The following is an 18,021-nucleotide window of genomic DNA, read 5'->3' as shown; positions in this document are numbered from 1 at the left end:
CGGCCCGAGCCGACGACCTAGACTCGACGGATGCCGCACCGCGTCCGCCTCGACCTGGCCTACGACGGCACGCACTTCGCGGGCTGGGCCAAGCAGCCGGGCCTCCGGACCGTGCAGGGAGTCCTGGAGGACGCCCTCGCGGTGCTCCTGCGGTCGGAGGAGCGCCCGGTCGTCACGGTCGCCGGCCGCACCGACGCCGGCGTGCACGCGAGCGCCCAGGTGGCGCACCTCGACCTGACGGACGAGCAGTGGCGCCGGCTGAGCGGGCCCCGGCGCGCCACGGACGAGACGCTCCTGCCGGCCGCGGCCCTCGAGCGCCGTCTGCGCGGTTACCTCGGTCAGTACTCCGACGTCTCGGTGCACCGGATCTCGGCGGCGCCCGAGGGCTTCGACGCCCGCTTCTCGGCGCGGTGGCGGCGCTACGAGTACCGCCTGGCCGACGCCTCGTCGATGCGGCACCCGCTCGAGCGCACGTTCACCACCTGGATCACCGAGTCCCTCGACGAGAGCGAGATGGCCCGCGCCGCGCAGTCGCTGCTCGGGCTGCACGACTACGCCTCGTTCTGCCGCGCCCGGGTCGGAGCGACGACCATCCGCAGCCTCCTCGACTTCGAGTGGGAGCGCGACGCCGACGGAGTGCTGCACGCGCACCTGCGTGCCGACGCGTTCTGCCACAGCATGGTGCGCGCCCTCGTCGGCGCGTGCGTGGCGGTCGGGATGGGCAAGCTCGCCGCCGAGGAGGTCACCGGGCTGCGGGACGCCGCCGCCCGGACGAACGCCTTCGGGGTGATGCCCGCCCGGGGGCTGATCCTCCGTGAGATCGACTACCCCGACGACGCCTTCCTCGCAGAGCGCGCCGTGATCACCCGCACCAAGCGGACAGTGGCTACGGTCGACTCCGATGGGAAGGACCCCGCATGATCCGCCTCCTCCGCGCCGCCGTCCCGATCGCGGTGCTCGCCGTCGCCCTCGCCGCGTGCTCGTCACCGGCCATCGACATCCCCGAGGGGGCGCAGGTCACCGTCGCGCCCGCGACGACCGCGCCCGCGGTCGAGACCGGTCCGGTCGAGCCGACGCCCGAGCAGGCCGCGACGACTCCCACCGCACCCCCGCTGCAGGCGCTCGACTGCGCCGCGATCCTCCCGGTCGAGACCATCGAGGAGGCGCTCGGGCTCCCGTCGGGGTTCGTCACCGCTTCGGGGGAGACCGACGGCTGCTCCTGGGCGATGGCCGGCAACCCGTCGGCACTGGCGCTGCAGGCGGCGACCGGAGCGACGGAGGACACCGTCGACGAGCAGGAGGCGACGGGGGCGACCGAGTCGAGCGAGCTCGGCGACCGCGCGTTCTTCCGGGCCGGCGACCCCGCCGGAGACGCCGCATCGACCCTCGTCGTGCTCGTCGGCGATCAGCTCGTGACGGTCCGGTCGTTCGTCGGCGACCAGGAGGCGATCGAGACCCTCGCGACGGATGCGCTCGGCGTGCTGGGGCTGGACCCGTCCTGACTGCCGGCGCCGTGCCGCTGCAGTGCCGCGCTTCCGCTGATGAGCTCTTTGCTGTAACGTCGACCCTTGGTGTTTTCGGCCGTGTGCCGAGCGCCCGAAGTTGAGCCCTCCACCGGTCCAGTTCGCCCGCCTCGCGGATCGAACGGCCACGGAGCGGGATTCACGAACACCTCACTCCGACCAGAAAGCAGCACTCACAGTGACTCGCACTTTTTCTCCGAAGCCGGCTGACGTCCAGCACGACTGGATCGTCATCGACGCGTCCGACGTCGTCCTCGGTCGTCTGGCCACCCACGCCGCGGCGCTCCTGCGCGGCAAGCACAAGGCGACCTTCGCGCCGCACATGGACATGGGCGACTTCGTCATCATCGTCAACGCCGAGAAGGTGGCCCTCACCGGTCAGAAGCTCCTCCAGAAGAAGGCGTACCGCCACTCCGGCTACCCGGGCGGCCTCTCGGCCACCACGTACGCCGAGCTCCTCGAGAAGAACCCGATCCGCGCCGTCGAGAAGGCCATCCGCGGCATGCTCCCCAAGAACTCCCTCGGTCGGGCGCAGCTGCGCAAGCTGAAGGTCTACACGGGCTCCGAGCACCCTCACGCGGCGCAGCAGCCCCAGGCGTACGTGTTCAACCAGGTCGCCCAGTAGGCTCCGGCCCTCCCCGACACCTCAGACTTCGAAGACAAAGGATCACCTACACCGTGGCGAAGATCGCAGACCAGCTCGACGTGGCTCCCGAGAGCTACTCCACCGAAAGCGCGGCACCCGAGGCGTCCTCGACGCCCCGCGCCGTCCTCAACGTCTCCGGCGCAGCCGTGGGCCGACGCAAGCAGGCCATCGCCCGCGTGCGCCTGGTCCCGGGCTCCGGCAGCCTGACCGTGAACGCTCGCGAGTTCGCGGAGTACTTCCCGAACAAGCTGCACCAGCAGCTCATCACCGACCCCTTCAAGGTCCTCGACCTCGTCGGCTCGTACGACGTGGTCGCGAAGATCACCGGCGGTGGCCCCTCCGGCCAGGCCGGTGCGCTCCGCCTCGCTATCGCGCGTGCGCTGAACGAGATCGACCGCGAGAACAACCGCGCCATCCTCAAGAAGGCCGGCTTCCTCACCCGCGACGCTCGCGTCATCGAGCGCAAGAAGGCCGGTCTCAAGAAGGCCCGCAAGGCGTCCCAGTTCTCGAAGCGCTAGTCGCCGCGGCCTCCGTGCCGCTCGACCAGTAGCTCGAGAAGTGGACAGCGCTATGCCGCGCCTTTTCGGAACCGACGGCGTCCGTGGCCTCGCTAATCGCGATGTCACGGCCGACCTGGCTCTCGGCCTCGCCCAGGCGGCCGCCCGTGTACTCGGAGCGGCCGCCCGGGCGGAGGGCCGGCGGCCCGTCGCCGTCCTCGCCCGCGACCCCCGCATCTCCGGTCAGTTCATCGGAGCGGCCGTCGCCGCGGGACTCGCCAGCGCGGGAGTCGACGTCCTCGACGCCGGCGTCATCCCGACGCCCGCCACCGCGTACCTGATCGCCGACGAGCGCGCCGACTTCGGCGTGATGATCTCGGCCTCGCACAACCCCGCCGCCGACAACGGCATCAAGTTCTTCGCCGCGGGCGGGCGCAAGCTGCCCGACGAGCTCGAGAACCGCATCGAGGCGGCCCTCGGGGTCCCGCCGCTCACGCCGACCGGCGCCGACGTCGGACGCATCCGCCGGTTCTCCGACGCGGAGGACCGCTACGTGGTCCACCTGCTCGGCTCGCTCGGCAGCACCCGGCTCGACGGCCTGCACGTCGTCATCGACTGCGCCCACGGCGCGGCCGCCGGCATCTCGCCCGACGTCTTCACCGATGCCGGTGCGACCGTCACGGTGATCGGCAACGATCCCGACGGTCTCAACATCAACGACGGAGTGGGCTCGACCCACCTCGACAACGTCGCGGAGGCGGTCCGAGCGGCCGGTGCCGACCTCGGCATCGCCCACGACGGCGACGCCGACCGCTGCCTCGCCGTCGACGCCGACGGCCGCATCGTCGACGGCGACCAGATCATGGCGATCCTCGCGACCTCGATGGCGCGGCGCGGCGTGCTCCGCGACAACGTGCTCGTCGCGACGGTCATGAGCAACCTCGGGCTGAAGCTCGCGATGGCCGACGCGGGCATCCGGGTCATCCAGACCGGGGTCGGCGACCGCTACGTGCTCGAGGCGATGAACGAGGGCGACTACTCCCTCGGCGGCGAGCAGTCGGGCCACGTCATCCTGAGCCGCTACGCGACCACCGGCGACGGCGTCCTCACCGGGCTGCAGCTGGCCGCCGAGATGGCGCGCACCGGCAAGACGCTCGCCGAACTCGCCTCGGTGATGCGCGTCTTCCCGCAGACCCTCGTCAACGTCCGCGGTGTCGACCGCGAGGGCGTGCACGACGACGACGTGATCGCCGCCGCCGTCGCCGCCGCCTCGACCGAGCTCGGGACCGACGGCCGGGTGCTCCTGCGCCCCTCCGGAACCGAGCCGATGGTCCGCGTGATGGTCGAGGCGAAGACCCAGGAGACGGCCGACCGGCTCGCGGAGTCGCTGGCGGCTGTCGTGCTCGCGCAGCTGCGCTCCGCCGTTTAGAACGCCGGTCCCTGCCCGGCGTTCCGCGGTCGGGCTGGGTTCTTTGGGGACGCCGGTCCTTGCCCGGAGTCCCGCGGTCGGGTTCGCGGAGTGGTTGGGCGGGTGGAGCGTGGTGCGTTCGGCGCGTCCGAATCGCTTGGCACGCGATTCGGACGACGCCTGTGTTCATGGGGACGCCGGTCCTTGCCCGGAGTTCTGCGGTCGGGTTCGCGGAGTGGTTGGGCGGGTGGAGCGTGGTGCGTTCGGCGCGTCCGAATCGCTTGGCACGCGATTCGGACGACGCCTGTGTTCATGGGGACGCCGGTCCTTGCCCGGAGTTCTGCGGTCGGGTTCGCGGAGTGGTTGGGCGGGTGGAGCGTGGTGCGTTCGGCGCGTCCGAATCGCTTGGCACGCGATTTGGACGACGCCTGTGTTCATGGGGACGCCGGTCCTTGCCCGGAGTCCCGCGGTCGGCTTCTCGGAGTGGTTGCGCGGGTGGAGCGTGGTGCGTTCGGCGCGTCCGAATCGCTTGGCACGCGATTCGGACGATGCCCGTGTTCATGGGGACACCGGTCCTTGCCCGGAGTCCCGCGGTCGGCTTCTCGGAGTGGTTGGGCGGGTGGAGCGTGGTGCGTTCGGCGCGTCCGAATCGCTTGGCACGCGATTCGGACGACGCCTTGAAGGCGTTCGCCGATCCGGTGCGCTCAACTCGGACGGACTCGCCGGCCGGCTGGCCGGCCCGCCCCCGAGCCGGCGCGCACGCGGCCGTCCATGCTGGTCGAGTAGCCCCGCAGGGGCGTATCGAGACCCACCAGCGTCAGCAGATCGGGCTTCGGCCCCGGCCTTCTGAAGGATGTGGATCTCGATACGCCGCGTTCCGCGGCTACTCGATCAGCGAGCACGGGGGAATCACGCTCGGGGAGTAATTCTCTCTGGAAGCCCACCGGCTGACCGACCGGCGCGCTGCCCAGGTCAGATCTTGCGGAGGAGGACCGAGGAGACCGAGTGGTCGGGCTGCTTGCGCAGGACGAGGCTCGCGCGGGAGCGGGTCGGGCGCACGTTCTGGACGAGGTTCGGCTCGTTGATGGCCGACCAGATGTCGCGGGCGCGCGTGCGCGCCTCGTCGGGGGTCAGCGCGGCGTAGCGGTGGAAGTACGAGTTCGGGTTCGCGAACGCGCCCTGCTGCAGGGCGAGGAAGCGCTCCTCGTACCAGCGGGCGATGTCGCTCGTGCGCGCATCGACGTAGACGGTGAAGTCGAAGAGGTCGCTCACCGCGAGCCCGTGCCCGGGGACCGGCGGCTGGAGCACGTTCAGGCCCTCGACGATCAGCACGTCGGGCCGTCGGACGACGATCTCGGCGTCGGGCACGATGTCGTACGAGAGGTGCGAGTAGAAGGGTGCGCGCACCTCCGCCGCCCCGCCCTTCACCTCCGACACGAAGCGCAGCAGCGCCCGCCGGTCGTACGACTCCGGGAATCCCTTGCGGCTCATCAGCCCACGGCGCTCGAGCTCGCGGTTGGGCAGCAGGAAGCCGTCGGTGGTGACCAGCTCGACCCGCGGAGTGTCGTCCCAGCGGGCGAGCAGCTCGCGCAGCAGCCGCGCGATGGTCGACTTTCCCACCGCGACCGAGCCGGCGACTCCAATCACGAAGGGCGTCGCCTGTGCCCGCTCACCCAGGAACAGGCTCGTCGCCCGATGCAGGTGGCGCGCGCCGCCCGCGTACAGCGTCAGCAGCCGCGAGAGGGGGACGTACACCTCGGCGACCTCGGTGAGACTCAGCCGGTCGCCCAGCCCGCGCAGCTGCACGACCTCGGTCTCGGTCAGCGGCAGCTCCGTCGTGCGGGCCAGCTCGGCCCAGTCGGCTCGGGAGATCTCGACGAAGGGGGAGGGGTGCGCCTCGCGCCCGGGATCACGAGCTGACGACGGCATGACCACCGATCCTACTGGCCGCCTTCTCCTGGTCGTCTCCTACTGGCCGCCTCCTACTGGCCGCCGCATCCCGGCCCGGCGGGATCGAGCCCCTGCCGCCCGAGTGATCGGCCGCCGTTTAGGATCGAGCACATGTGTGGAATCGTGGGATACGTCGGTGAGCGCGACAGCCTGGCTGTGCTGCTCGGAGGCCTGAAGCGTCTGGAGTACCGCGGCTACGACTCCGCGGGCGTCGCCGTGATCGACGCCGACGGGCAGCTCGACAGCCGCAAGCGCTCGGGCAAGCTCAGCGTCCTGGTCGAGGATCTGGAGGCGCGTCCGCTCGCCGAGGGCACGACCGGCATCGGTCACACGCGCTGGGCGACGCACGGCGGGCCGACCGACCGCAACGCCCACCCGCACCTGGCCGACGACGGGAAGCTCGCGGTCATCCACAACGGCATCATCGAGAACTTCCAGCCGCTCAAGGAGGAGCTCGAGGCCGAGGGCGCCGTCTTCGAGAGCGAGACCGACACCGAGGTCGCGGCGCACCTGATCGCCCGCGAGTACCGCCGCACCGGCGACCTGGTCCTCGCCTTCCAGGCGATCGTCGCCCGGCTCGAGGGGGCCTTCACCCTCCTCGCCCTGCACCAGGACCAGCCGGGCGTCGTCGTCGGCGCCCGCCGCAACTCCCCGCTCGTGATCGGCCTCGGCGACGGCGAGAACTTCCTCGGCTCCGACGTCGCCGCGTTCGTCGAGTTCACGCGCCGCGCCGTCGCGATCGGTCAGGACCAGATCGTCACGATCACGCCCGAGCTCGTCACCGTCACCGACTTCTTCGGCAACGCCGTCGAGACCGAGCCGTTCGAGATCGCGTGGGACGCCTCCGCCTCCGAGAAGGGCGGCTGGTCGAGCTTCATGGCGAAGGAGATCACCGAGGGTCCGGAGGCGGTGGCCAACACGCTGCGCGGCCGGATCCACGACGGCGCGATCACGCTGCCCGAGCTCGAGAGCCTCGACGGGGTCCTCGCCGAGATCGACCGGATCACGGTGATCGCCTGCGGGACCGCCGCGTACTCGGGCATGGTCGCGAAGTACGCGATCGAGAAGTGGGCTCGCGTGCCCGTCGAGGTCGAGCTGAGCCACGAGTTCCGCTACCGCGACCCGGTGCTGACGCCGCGCACGCTCGTCGTCTCGATCAGCCAGTCCGGCGAGACGATGGACACGCTCATGGCGGTCAAGTACGCCCGCGAGAAGGGCGCCAAGACGCTGTCCGTCTGCAACACGCAGGGTGCGACCATCCCGCGCGAGTCCGACGCCGTCCTCTACACGCACGCGGGTCCGGAGGTGGCGGTCGCCTCGACGAAGGCGTTCGTCGCCCAGATCGCGGCCCTCTACCTCTTCGGCCTGCACCTGGCGACGGTGCGCGGCGCCGCCTCCGCCGAGCTGGTGGCCTCGCAGGCCGCTCAGCTGGCCGCGATCCCCGAGAAGCTCTCGCGAGTGCTCGACGCCTCCGAGGACATCGCCCAGCTCGCGGGCTGGATGGCGGACACGCGCGCGGTGCTCTTCCTCGGTCGCCACGTCGGCTACCCGGTCGCCCTCGAGGGCGCGCTCAAGCTCAAGGAGCTGGCGTACATCCACGCCGAGGGCTTCGCCGCGGGCGAGCTCAAGCACGGGCCGATCGCGCTGATCGAGCCGGGCCAGGTCGTCTTCGTGATCGTGCCGAGCCCGAGCGAGTCGTACGAGCTGCAGCGCAAGGTGATCTCGAACATCCAGGAGATCAAGGCGCGCGGCGCGCGGGTCATCGCGATCGCGGAGCAGGGCGACACGGCGGCGATCCAGATCGCCGACGAGGTCATCCCGATCCCGCTGGCCGACCCGCTCTTCGAGCCGCTGCTGGCCGTCACTCCGCTGCAGATGTTCGCGATGGAGCTGGCGTCGGCCAAGGGTCTCGACGTCGACCAGCCGCGCAACCTCGCGAAGTCCGTCACGGTCGAGTGACCGCGTCGTGATCGTGGGGATCGGCGTGGACGTGGTCGACCTCGCCCGCTTCGAGCGGGCGATCGCCCGCACTCCGCGGTTGCGCGACCGCCTGTTCGCCGAGAGCGAACGCGCCCTGCCCGTCGCCTCCCTCGCGGGTCGCTTCGCGGCGAAGGAGGCGCTGATCAAGGCGCTCGGCGACTCCGCCGGCGCGCGCTGGCACGACATGGTCGTGGTGCGCGACGAGCACGGCAACCCGTCGTTCGCGCTGCACGGGCCGGCTCGCGCCGCCGCCGAGGCGCGGGGCATCGCCCGGCTGCACCTCTCGATGACGCACGACGCCGGCGTCGCCTGCGCCTTCGTGGTGGCCGAGTCGTGATCGCGCCGCTCTCGTTCCGCGAGGCCCTGATCGACACCGATGCGATCGCGGCGAACGTCGCGCGCCTGCGCGAGCTGACCGGTGCCCGACGACTGATGGCCGTCGTCAAGGCCAACGCCTACGGGCACGGCGCGCTCCTCACGGCGCAGGCTGCGCTCGCCGGCGGGGCCGATGCGCTCGGCACGGCCGACCTGACCGAGGCCGTCGCGCTGCGCGAGGCCGGCGTGCTGGCGCCGATCCTCTGCTGGCTGCACGATCCGGGGGAGGACTTCGATCGCGCGGTCGAGCACGGCATCGACGTCGCCGTCTCGTCGAGGGCCCAGCTCGACGCGCTCGCCCAGGCGGCCGAGGATCGCGGGGTCCGCGCCGCAGTGCAGCTCAAGGTCGACACGGGCCTCAGCCGCAACGGCGCCCCCGAGGCGGAGTGGGAGTCGATCGCCCAGGCGCTCGGCCGGCACGCGGCGAGGGGGGCGCTGCACCTGACCGGGCTGTTCTCGCACCTCTCGAACACCTCGCGCGAGGACGACCTCGCGCAGCTGGCGCTCCTCGGGCGGGCCGCGGCGCTCCTCGAGCGGAACGGCCTCACGGCACCCCTCGTGCACCTGGCCGCCACGGCGGGCGCCCTGCGGCTGCCCGAGGCGGGGCTCGACCTCGTCCGCACCGGCATCGGCGTCTACGGGCTGTCCCCGTTCGACGACGAGAGCCCGCTCGACCTCGGCCTGACGCCCGCGATGACGCTGCACGGCCGGGTGGCGGGCGTGCGCCGCGTCGAGCCCGGCACCGGGGTCAGCTACGACTACACCTACCGCTCCGGCGCCGACACCACGCTCGCGCTCGTCCCGTTCGGCTACGCCGACGGCATCCCGCGCAACGCCTCCGGAGTCGCCGAGGTCGCGATCGCCGGGCGCCGCCACCGCATCGCCGGTCGCGTCGCGATGGACCAGTTCGTGGTCGACGTGGGCGACGCCCCCGTCGCGGTGGGCGATCCGGTCGTCCTCTGGGGCGACCCGACGGCGGGCGGCGTCCCGTCGGTCGACGAGTGGGCGCGCTGGTGCGGCACCATCAACTACGAGCTCGTGACCCGGATCGGACCGCGGGTGCAGCGCCGGGCGGTCGGCGGAGCGAGCGGCGCCCGTGCCTGACCGAGCGTGGTTCGCCGACCGCGCCGTCGACGTGGCGGACCCCGAGGCGATGGAGGAGCTCGGCCGCTCACTCGGCCGCGTGCTGCGCGCGGGCGATCTGCTCGTGCTCACGGGCCCGCTCGGAGCCGGCAAGACGACGTTCACCCGCGGTCTCGGCGAGGGCCTGGACGTGCGGGGACCGGTGACGAGCCCGACCTTCGTGATCGCGCGGACGCATCCGCCCCTGCACGACGGCCCCCCGCTCGTGCACGTCGACGCCTACCGCGTGGGCTCGCCGGTCGAGCTCGACGATCTCGATCTCGATCTCGAGCACTCGGTCGTGGTCGTGGAGTGGGGCGCGGGGATGCTCGACGGCGTCGCGGAGTCGTGGCTCGACATCGTCATCGAGCGCCCGACCGCGGGGTCGGACGCCGAGGAGGGCGAGGAGCCGGTCGAGCCGCGCTCCGTCCGCTTCCGCGGCACCGGCTGGGCCTGAGCGCGCCCGGGCACCGGGCATCCGCGGAGCCGCGAGTACCCTGTCAGGGTGCTGCTCGCGATCGACACCTCCTCCGGAACCTCCGTCGCCGTCGTCGACGAGCACGGCGCAGTCAGGTCGGAGCGGACCGAGACCGACACGATGCGCCACGCAGAGGTCGTCGGCCGGCTGATCCTCGAGGCGCTCGAGGCCGCCGGCGTCGTCCCCTCGGGCATCGACGGTGTCGCGATCGGGATGGGCCCCGGCCCCTTCACCGGGCTCCGGGTCGGCATCGCCGCGGCGCGCGCCTTCGCCTTCGGCCGGGGGATCCCGACCGTCCCCGTCGTCTCGCACGACGCGATCGCCCTCGAGGCCTTCCGGCACGGCCGCTCCGGCGGCGTCCTCGTCGTCACCGACGCGCGGCGCCGCGAGCTCTACTGGAGCGCCTACTCCGGACTCGACGCCGCCGGGATCCCCGAGCGCCTCGCCGGCCCGGGTCTCGACAAGCCGCCCGCGCTGCCCTTCCGCGACCTGCCCCGGCTCGAGGCGGCGACGGTGTCGGCCGCCGAGCTCGGAGTGGTCGCGGTGCGCACCCGCGCCGCCGGCCGCCCGCCCGCCGCCGACGAGCCGCTCTACCTCCGCTCGCCCGATGTCACCCTCTCGGCCGGCCCGAAGCGCGTGACCGGATGACCGGGGCCGTGCTCCGCGACGCCGACGGCTCCGATCTCGACGCGATCATGGCGATCGAGGAGTCGGAGTTCACCAGCGACGCCTGGTCGCGGTCGATGATGGCCGCCGAGATCCGGAGCCGGCACACCCGCTACCTCGTCGCCGAGCTGGGGGAGGCGGTGGTCGGCTACGCCGGGCTGCTCTGCCCCGCGGGGGCGCACGAGGGCGACGTGCAGACGATCGCGGTCGTCCCCTCCGCCCGTGGCACCGGGCTGGGGCGCCGACTGCTGCGCAGCCTTCTCGAGACGGCGACCGAGCGCGGAGCCCGCGAGGTGTTCCTCGAGGTGCGCGCCGACAATCCTGTCGCGCAGGCGCTCTACCGCTCGGAGGGCTTCGAGGAGATCGCCGTCCGCCCCGCCTACTACCAGCCCGACGGAGTGGACGCGATCGTGATGCGCCTCCCCCTCGCTTCCCAGGAGACGCCATGACCACCGGCCCGCTCGTGCTCGGCATCGAGACCAGCTGCGACGAGACGGGGATCGGCATCGTCCGCGGCACGACCCTGCTCGCGAACACGATCGCCTCCTCGATGGACGAGCACGCGCGCTACGGCGGCGTCGTGCCGGAGGTCGCGGCCCGAGCCCACCTCGAGGCCCTCGAGCCGACGCTGCGCACGGCGCTGGCGGAGGCGGGGGTGGCCCTCGACGAGCTCGACGCCATCGCGGTCACCAGCGGGCCCGGGCTCTCGGGCGCCCTGATGGTCGGCGTCGGGGCGGCGAAGGCGCTCGCCGTCTCGCTCCAGAAGCCCCTCTACGCCGTCAACCACCTCGTCGGGCACGTCGGAGCCGACGTCCTGCGGGCCGACGGCAGCCCGGGGAGCCCTGTCGAGGTGCCGACCATCGCGCTGCTGGTCTCGGGCGGGCACACCTCGCTCCTGCACGTGCGCGACCTCGTCTCGGACGTGGAGCTGCTCGGCGAGACCATCGACGACGCCGCGGGGGAGGCGTTCGACAAGGTCGCGCGCGTGCTCGGGCTGCCCTACCCCGGCGGTCCGCAGATCGATCGCGTCGCGGCGACCGGCGACCCGCGCGCGATCCGCTTCCCGCGCGGGCTGACCCTGCCGAAGGACAGGGAGAGGCACCGCTACGACTTCTCCTTCTCGGGCCTCAAGACCGCCGTGGCCCGCTGGGTCGAGAAGCGTCAGGACGCGGGCGAGGAGGTGCCCGTCGCCGATGTCGCCGCGAGCTTCCGCGAGGCGGTCGCCGACGTGCTGCTGACCAAGGCCGTGGCGGCCTGCATCGACCGCGGGGTGCCGCGGCTGCTGCTCGGCGGCGGAGTGGTGGCGAACGCGCGGGTGCGGGCGCTCGCCGAGGAGCGTTGCGCCGCGGCCGGCATCGCCCTGCGCATCCCGCCGCTCTCGCTCTGCACCGACAACGGAGCGATGATCGCGGCGCTCGGCGCTCAGCTCATCGAGGCGGGGCACGCGCCCTCGAGCCTCTCGTTCGGCGCCGACTCGACGCTCCCCGTCACCGAGATCCAGGTGCGCTGAGCCACTAGCGCTGCACGAGACCGCGGCACAAGTGGCATCCAGCATTTTGACAGTCGGTCGAGAGCCCTGCCACGCTGGACGCATCCGCTCGTTCCTGATCAAGGGGGATCCCATGACCACTCCGTACACGCCCGCCTCCGACCGCTACAACATCCTGGCGATCATCGGCTTCATCGCCTCGTTCTTCGTCTCGGTCGTCGGCATCGTGCTGGGCTTCATCGCCCTGTCGCAGATCAAGCGCACCGGAGAGAAGGGCCGCGGACTCGCCATCGCCGCCATCGTCATCGGCTTCGCCGCCGTCATCGTCTCGATCATCGCGTTCGTCGGGCTCTTCGCGCTCGCCGCGACCGCTCCCACCACCGGGTACTGACACCCGACGCGCCCCCTCCGATCCCGGAGGGGGCGCTCCGTCCGATGAGGGGAGACGCCGTGGACGACGAGCGCAGCAGCGAGCCGGTCGCGACCTACGCCGCCCCCTCCGGAGCGCCGTCGGCGGAGTACCCGCCGCCGTCCGAGCCCGTCGAGCCGCCGGTCGCCCCCGTCGTCCGTCCGCCGCTCAACGGGCTCGCCGTCGCCGCGCTGATCTGCGGTCTGCTCGGACTCGCCCCCGCCGCGATCGTGCTCGGCCACGTCGGCTTCGCGCAGGCCGGGCGCTCCGGCCAGCGCGGTCGCGGGATCGCCGTCGCCGGCTTCGTCCTCGGCTACCTGGTCGTCGTCCTCGCGGTCGCGGGCTGGTTCGCCTACACCGCCTTCGTGGGCGGACTGAGGTCCGACGGGTACCTCTCCGCCTGAGCGTCGCCGGCGCGCAGGCCCTAGGCTCGGCGGCATGAGCGACAGCACTCGGCCCGGCTCCGACGACGACCACCAGGGCTTCGTCCCCGTCCCTCCTGCGCCCCCGGCCCCTCCCATCCCGCCCGCTCCTCCGGCGCCCCCGGCCGCGACTGCGGCGCCCGCCGACCGTGCGGCGCCCCAGGCCCCCTCCGTGCCCCAGGCGCCGCCGTCGGAGGGCGAGTACGCGAGACCCGCGCAGCCGCCCGCGTACGGTGCGTCGGCGTACGGCGCTCCCGCCTACGGCACCCCCGCCGGCCCGCCCGCTCCCGGGTACGCCTACCCTCCTACGCCCGCCGCGCCGCCGCGCACGCTCAGTCTGGTCGGCATGATCCTCGGGATCGTGGGCCTCGTGATCACGATCTTCGCCTGGGGCTTCGGCTTCATCCTCTCGGCACCCGCGGTCGTGCTCGGCTTCCTCGGCCGACGCCGAGAGCCCGCCGCGCGCGGTTTCGCGCTCACCGCGATCATCACCGGGTTCGCCGGGATCACCGTGTCGCTGATCTACCTCGCGATCACCATCGTGCTCTTCGCCATCGCCCTGGGCGCAGCGGGCTCCTCGAGCGGATACTGAGCGCGGTCAGCCCGCCCGCTCGGCCAGCAGGGCACGGTGCCGGCCCTGCACCCGGGTCAGGATGAGGACCGCGCTGCCGGCGCCCTTGAGGCCGAGCTTCTTGCGGAACAGCGCCGGATCGAGGTCGACGCCGCGCTTCTTGATCTCGAGCACCCCGATCCCGCGCCCCTTCAGCTCCCTGGCCAGCGTCCGCTCGTCGAGCGGCAGCTCGGCCAGCACGCGGAAGCTGCGGAGGAACGGCGTCGTCGACGGAGCGTCCCCGGTGAGGTAGGCGATCCCGGGCGAGAGCATGCGCGAGCCGCTCGAGCGCGCGAGCTCGCCGAGCAGTCGAGCCCGGATCGCGGAGCCGTCGGGTTCGTGCACGAAGGCGCCGAGCTCGCCGACCTCCTCGTCCACGCTGTCGGAGGCGGCGGTGAGCTCCGACGCCCCGCCGGAGCCGAGCAGGAGGGCCGACCGGCGGATGCCCGGACGCGCCAGAGCGCCGAACCACAGACCTGTCTCGACCAGCTCGCCGTCGACCGAGACCCACTGCGCCTCGGCCTCGGCCGGGATGCGCCCGCGGTCGAAGCCGGGGCCGAGCTTGATGCCCGTCGGCCGGCGCTCGGCGAGACCGAAGGCGAACTCGAGCGAGGGGGAGTAGTCGTCGGGATCCTCGAGCCGCCGGGTCTCGCGGTGCCCGGCAGTGCGTCGCGCGGGGTCGAGGTAGACCGCATCGAAGCCGTCGAGGTCGAACGACTCGGCGTCGGCGTGCACGGCTCGGGCGGAGGGGAACGGAGCGAGGTTGAAGCTCGCGAGAGTCGCGGTGATCTCGTCGGCGTCCACGGCCGTCACCTCGAGGTCGATCGCCGCGAGCGCGAGGGCGTCGCCACCGATGCCGCTGCCGAGGTCGGCGACGCGCGTGGCTTTCGCCGCCGCGAACCGCCCGGCGTGCAGCGCGGCGACCCGGAGGCGCGTGGCCTGCTCGAGCCCCGCGTCGGTGAAGAGCATCGAGCGCGCGAACTCGCCGAACTTCGACTCGGCCCGCGCCCGGAGGCGCGCCTGGGTGAGGACGGCGGCGACCAGCCCCGGGGAGTGCCCCGCCGCTCGCAGCGTCGCGACCGCGCGCACGAGGTCGTCGGAGCGGTAGCCGTCGAGGCTGTCGAGGAGCCGGAGCCCCTCGGGGGAGAGGAGCTCGACCAGCTCGTCGCGTCGCATCCGGCCATGCTAGGCCACCGGCTGCTCACCCCGAGCCGACCGTCTTGGCACTCTGATTGCACGAGTGCCAGCCTTGCCTCTACAGTGGATCTAGCACTCTCGGAGCGTGTCTGCCAATGACTGCGCTCCGTCCCAACGTCGTCAAGAAAGAGGTCAACCGTGTCGGTGTCCATCAAGCCGCTCGAAGATCGCATCGTCATCAAGCAGGTCGAAGCGGAGCAGGTGACCGCTTCCGGTCTCGTCATCCCCGACACTGCCAAGGAGAAGCCGCAGGAGGGCGAAGTCGTCGCCGTGGGCCCCGGCCGCATCGACGACAACGGCAACCGCGTCCCCCTCGACGTCGCCGTGGGTGACAAGGTCATCTACTCCAAGTACGGCGGAACCGAGGTCAAGTTCGGTGGCGACGACCTCCTGGTCCTCTCCGCGCGCGACGTCCTCGCGGTCGTCGTCCGCTAGGACGCCCTCCGCTCCGGCGGTTCCGCGAAGGGCCCGGCGACTTCGGTCGCCGGGCCCTTCGTCGTCCCCGGCCGGTCCTCCTCGCGACAGGTGGCCTGATCCGACCGGCGCGTGACCGTCGAGAGCCGTACGGCGCTCGAACGGCTGCGTAGCATCGGGGGAGTGTCCGCCTCCCGTACTCCTTCAGACTCCTTCGGGCCCCCGACCGCCGACATCCCCGTCGGAGAGGGTGTGGAGGGGCCCGCCGCGGCGCGCGACTCCGGTGCGATGTCGTCGACGGGGCTGTGGTTCGGCTTCGGCGCGTACCTGCTCTGGGGCGCGATGCCGCTCTACTTCATCGCGATGGCGCCGGCCTCTCCGTTCGAGATCGTCGCGCTCCGGGTGCTCTTCTCGCTCGTCTTCTGCGCCGTGCTCCTCACGGTCACCCGCAGCTGGCCGGGCTTCCTCGGCCTCTTCCGCGAGCCGCGTCTCCTGGGGGTCATGGCGCTCGCCGGAGTGCTCATCTACGTCAACTGGCAGGTCTACGTCATCGCGACGACGACGGGCCACGTCATCGAGGCGGCCCTGGGCTACTTCATCAACCCGCTGGTCACGGTGCTGCTGGGCGTCATCGTGCTGCGCGAGCGCCTGCGCCGGGCGCAGTGGATCGCGATGGCGATCAGCGCGGTCGCCGTGCTGGTCATCGCGGTCGGGTACGGATCCTTCCCCTGGGTGTCGCTGGCGCTCGCCTTCTCGTTCGGTCTCTACGGCCTGGTCAAGAGCCGGGTCGGCGGGCGGATCGACGCGGTCGGCGGACTCACGCTCGAGACGCTGTGGCTGACTCCGCTCGCCCTCGTCCAGCTCGCCGTCGTCGGCTCGATGGTCGGCCTGACGATCGGCACGGAGGGGCCGGGTCACGCGCTCATCCTCGCCTCGGCGGGCATCGTGACGGCGGTGCCGCTCCTGCTGTTCGCGGGTGCCGCGCGCCGGCTGCCGCTGTCGATCGTCGGGTTCATCCAGTACCTGACGCCGATCCTGCAGTTCCTCGTCGGGGCCTTCGTGCTCCACGAGGCGATGCCGCCGGAGCGCTGGATCGGCTTCGCTCTCGTCTGGGCGGCCCTGGTGATCTTCTCAGTCGACCTGGTCGCCGCCGAGCGTCGGAGGCGCCGAACGGTGGCGTGAAGTGCGGATCGCGTTGCAGAGAGCGGTTGCTGCGGTCGAAAGTAACGATCGGGTCGCGAAACCCGTTCGTAACACGTCCGTATTGTTCACGGCTGCTCCGAAGGTTACGTTTGCCCAGCGGTTGCCTCCGGCACCGCTCTGACGACAACCACATCTCAAGGAGCAACATGGGCGTATACGCGAAGGCCGGTTCGGCCTCACGCGCGCGGACCCTCCGGGCAACCCTCGGCGGCGTCGCCATTCTGGGCGCCAGCGCTCTCGTTCTCGCTGGCTGCGCCAGTGGCGGCGACAGCGGCGACTCGGGCAGCGAAGGCGGAGCCTCCGGCGACCTGTCCCTGAAGATCGGCACGATCCTCCCGCAGACGGGCACCCTGGCCGTCCTCGGCCCGCCCGAGATCGCGGGCGTCGACCTCGCGGTCGCCGACATCAACGAGGCCGCTGCCGGCCTCTCGATCGAGGTCGAGCAGAAGGACTCGGGCGACACCACGACCGACATCGCGACGCAGTCCGCGACCTCCCTCATCGCCGACGGCGTGTCGGCGATCATCGGCGCGGCGTCGTCGGGTGTCTCGAAGACCTTCATCGACCAGGTGACCCAGGCGGGCGTCGTGCAGATCTCGCCGGCGAACACCTCGCCCGACTTCACCACCTACGAGGACGACGGCTACTACTGGCGCACCGCTCCCTCGGACGTGCTGCAGGGCCGCATCCTCGGCAACAAGATCCTGGGCGACGGCAAGACCAACGTCTCGATCCTGTACATGAACGACGCGTACGGCACCGGCCTCGAGTCGAACATCAAGGAGACCCTCGAGGCGGGCGGCGCGACCGTCGCGGCCGAGGAGATCTTCGAGCCGGCCTCGACCGACTTCAACTCGGCGCTCACCACCGTGCTCGCCCCGAACCCCGACGCGCTCGTCGTCATCTCGTTCGACGAGATCACGACCATCGCCGAGCAGCTCGCGGCGAAGGGCTTCGACTTCGCGAACCTCTACGGCACGGACGGCAACTACGGCGTCATCAGCGAGGCCGACACCAACGTCGACATCGCGGGCGCCCAGTTCACCAACCCGGGTGTGCAGGCGTCGGACGACTTCCAGTCCAACCTCCAGGCTCTCGTCGAGGAGCAGGGGAACGACCCGCTGACGGTGTTCAGCTACGCCCCCGAGTCCTACGACGCCACCGTCCTGCTCGCCCTCGCGGCGCTGCAGGGTGGAGCGACGGACGGCGCGACCATCCGCGACAACCTCGAGACCGTCTCGAAGGACGGCACCGAGTGCACGACCTTCGCCGACTGCGCGGCGCTGCTCGCGGACGACGAGGACATCGACTACAACGGTCTCTCCGGCCCGATCTCGTTCGACGAGAACGGCGACCCGAGCGAGGCCTCGGTGTCGATCTACAAGTACTCGGCCGGCAACGTCACCTCGTTCGAGGAGACCGTCGACGGCTCGCTCGAGTAGCGATCGGGTGACACGACTCCGGTCGTGACACTCAGGGGCTCGGTCTTCGGACCGGGCCCCTTCGTCGTGCGCGGGGTGTCGCGTGCGGGGCGGAGGTGCGGTCTGCAGGAGCTCGCCCCGCACCGGAGCGGTTCCTGCGGTGATCCGGCCGTCTCGGCGCGCATCGCCTGCAGATCGCACCGGCTCCTGC

The 18,021-nt window shown here is 72.0% G+C and carries 20 protein-coding genes; 18 read left to right on the top strand and 2 right to left on the bottom strand.

Translation table 11 applies throughout. The features are described from left to right. Positions 1-30 precede the first annotated feature (30 nt). From truA to glmM, 5 genes are all read left to right on the top strand, one after another. Complete coding sequence (gene truA, locus GRS96_RS16510; protein WP_159852384.1) at positions 31-921, top strand: tRNA pseudouridine(38-40) synthase TruA; 891 nt, start codon at positions 31-33, stop codon at positions 919-921. Beyond that, on the top strand, positions 918-1,502 hold the full coding sequence (locus GRS96_RS16505) for a hypothetical protein (protein WP_159988997.1): 585 nt from the start codon (positions 918-920) through the stop codon (positions 1,500-1,502). The genes truA and GRS96_RS16505 overlap by 4 nt, the downstream gene beginning before the upstream one ends. A 199-nt stretch (positions 1,503-1,701) precedes the next feature. Then, positions 1,702-2,148 carry a 50S ribosomal protein L13 gene (rplM, locus tag GRS96_RS16500; RefSeq protein WP_159852380.1) on the top strand — a complete coding sequence of 149 codons (447 nt, stop codon included), beginning with the start codon at positions 1,702-1,704 and terminating at the stop codon, positions 2,146-2,148. 53 nt (positions 2,149-2,201) lie between these two features. Then, positions 2,202-2,687, top strand: coding sequence for a 30S ribosomal protein S9 (rpsI, locus tag GRS96_RS16495; RefSeq protein ID WP_159852378.1), 486 nt, complete (start codon positions 2,202-2,204; stop codon positions 2,685-2,687). A 52-nt stretch (positions 2,688-2,739) separates the two neighbouring features. Next, positions 2,740-4,095 carry a phosphoglucosamine mutase gene (glmM, locus tag GRS96_RS16490; RefSeq protein WP_159988996.1) on the top strand — a complete coding sequence of 452 codons (1,356 nt, stop codon included), beginning with the start codon at positions 2,740-2,742 and terminating at the stop codon, positions 4,093-4,095. 951 nt (positions 4,096-5,046) lie between these two features. On the opposite strand, the gene coaA is transcribed toward glmM, so the two are convergent. After that, positions 5,047-6,003: a type I pantothenate kinase gene (gene coaA / locus GRS96_RS16485; RefSeq protein WP_159852374.1), complete on the bottom strand. Its 957-nt coding sequence runs from the start codon at positions 6,001-6,003 to the stop codon at positions 5,047-5,049. A gap of 132 nt (positions 6,004-6,135) precedes the next feature. On the opposite strand from coaA, the gene glmS reads away from it, so the two are divergent. The 10 genes from glmS to GRS96_RS16435 all read left to right on the top strand — a co-directional run bounded on the left by glmS (position 6,136) and on the right by GRS96_RS16435 (position 13,557). Further along, positions 6,136-7,983 carry a glutamine--fructose-6-phosphate transaminase (isomerizing) gene (glmS, locus tag GRS96_RS16480; protein ID WP_159852372.1) on the top strand — a complete coding sequence of 616 codons (1,848 nt, stop codon included), beginning with the start codon at positions 6,136-6,138 and terminating at the stop codon, positions 7,981-7,983. Positions 7,984-7,990: 7 nt separating this feature from the next. Next, complete coding sequence (locus GRS96_RS16475) at positions 7,991-8,341, top strand: holo-ACP synthase (RefSeq protein WP_159852370.1); 351 nt, start codon at positions 7,991-7,993, stop codon at positions 8,339-8,341. Next, positions 8,338-9,483: an alanine racemase gene (gene alr / locus GRS96_RS16470; RefSeq protein ID WP_159988995.1), complete on the top strand. Its 1,146-nt coding sequence runs from the start codon at positions 8,338-8,340 to the stop codon at positions 9,481-9,483. Before GRS96_RS16475 ends, alr begins: the two co-directional genes overlap by 4 nt. A 49-nt stretch (positions 9,484-9,532) precedes the next feature. Continuing rightward, the gene (gene tsaE / locus GRS96_RS16465) at positions 9,533-9,958 is read left to right on the top strand and encodes a tRNA (adenosine(37)-N6)-threonylcarbamoyltransferase complex ATPase subunit type 1 TsaE (protein ID WP_159989363.1); all 426 of its coding nucleotides are present in this window, start codon (positions 9,533-9,535) and stop codon (positions 9,956-9,958) included. Between the two features lie 48 nt (positions 9,959-10,006). Beyond that, a complete protein-coding gene (tsaB, locus tag GRS96_RS16460; protein WP_159988994.1) occupies positions 10,007-10,627 on the top strand; it encodes a tRNA (adenosine(37)-N6)-threonylcarbamoyltransferase complex dimerization subunit type 1 TsaB in 621 nt (206 codons plus the stop codon). Further along, entirely contained in the window at positions 10,624-11,094 is a 471-nt protein-coding gene (gene rimI, locus GRS96_RS16455) for a ribosomal protein S18-alanine N-acetyltransferase (RefSeq protein WP_159988993.1), read from the top strand. The genes tsaB and rimI overlap by 4 nt, the downstream gene beginning before the upstream one ends. Continuing rightward, on the top strand, positions 11,091-12,155 hold the full coding sequence (gene tsaD, locus GRS96_RS16450; RefSeq protein WP_159852362.1) for a tRNA (adenosine(37)-N6)-threonylcarbamoyltransferase complex transferase subunit TsaD: 1,065 nt from the start codon (positions 11,091-11,093) through the stop codon (positions 12,153-12,155). Before rimI ends, tsaD begins: the two co-directional genes overlap by 4 nt. Positions 12,156-12,267: 112 nt before the next feature. Next, on the top strand, positions 12,268-12,525 hold the full coding sequence (locus GRS96_RS16445) for a DUF4190 domain-containing protein (protein WP_159852360.1): 258 nt from the start codon (positions 12,268-12,270) through the stop codon (positions 12,523-12,525). A gap of 59 nt (positions 12,526-12,584) precedes the next feature. Then, positions 12,585-12,947: a DUF4190 domain-containing protein gene (locus tag GRS96_RS16440; RefSeq protein WP_236553647.1), complete on the top strand. Its 363-nt coding sequence runs from the start codon at positions 12,585-12,587 to the stop codon at positions 12,945-12,947. 34 nt (positions 12,948-12,981) lie between these two features. Next, positions 12,982-13,557 carry a DUF4190 domain-containing protein gene (locus GRS96_RS16435; protein ID WP_159988991.1) on the top strand — a complete coding sequence of 192 codons (576 nt, stop codon included), beginning with the start codon at positions 12,982-12,984 and terminating at the stop codon, positions 13,555-13,557. Between the two features lie 6 nt (positions 13,558-13,563). Here GRS96_RS16435 and GRS96_RS16430 read toward each other — a convergent pair whose 3' ends face one another. Further along, positions 13,564-14,751 (bottom strand): class I SAM-dependent methyltransferase, encoded by a 1,188-nt coding sequence (locus GRS96_RS16430; protein ID WP_159852354.1) that lies wholly within the window; start codon positions 14,749-14,751, stop codon positions 13,564-13,566. Positions 14,752-14,910: 159 nt separating this feature from the next. Here GRS96_RS16430 and groES point away from each other — a divergent pair, with 159 nt between their 5' ends. From groES to GRS96_RS16415, 3 genes are all read left to right on the top strand, one after another. Then, positions 14,911-15,207, top strand: coding sequence for a co-chaperone GroES (gene groES, locus GRS96_RS16425; RefSeq protein WP_068251574.1), 297 nt, complete (start codon positions 14,911-14,913; stop codon positions 15,205-15,207). A 267-nt stretch (positions 15,208-15,474) separates the two neighbouring features. Further along, positions 15,475-16,368, top strand: coding sequence for an EamA family transporter RarD (gene rarD, locus GRS96_RS16420; protein WP_159853221.1), 894 nt, complete (start codon positions 15,475-15,477; stop codon positions 16,366-16,368). A 167-nt stretch (positions 16,369-16,535) separates the two neighbouring features. Continuing rightward, entirely contained in the window at positions 16,536-17,831 is a 1,296-nt protein-coding gene (locus tag GRS96_RS16415; RefSeq protein WP_159852352.1) for an ABC transporter substrate-binding protein, read from the top strand. Positions 17,832-18,021 lie beyond the last annotated feature (190 nt).

It is taken from the genome of Rathayibacter sp. VKM Ac-2803 (assembly GCF_009807175.1).
In the GTDB taxonomy this organism is placed as follows: Bacteria; Actinomycetota; Actinomycetes; order Actinomycetales; family Microbacteriaceae; genus Rathayibacter.
Note: the sequence above shows the minus strand (reverse complement) of the source record. Positions and strands in the feature narration are given on the sequence as shown.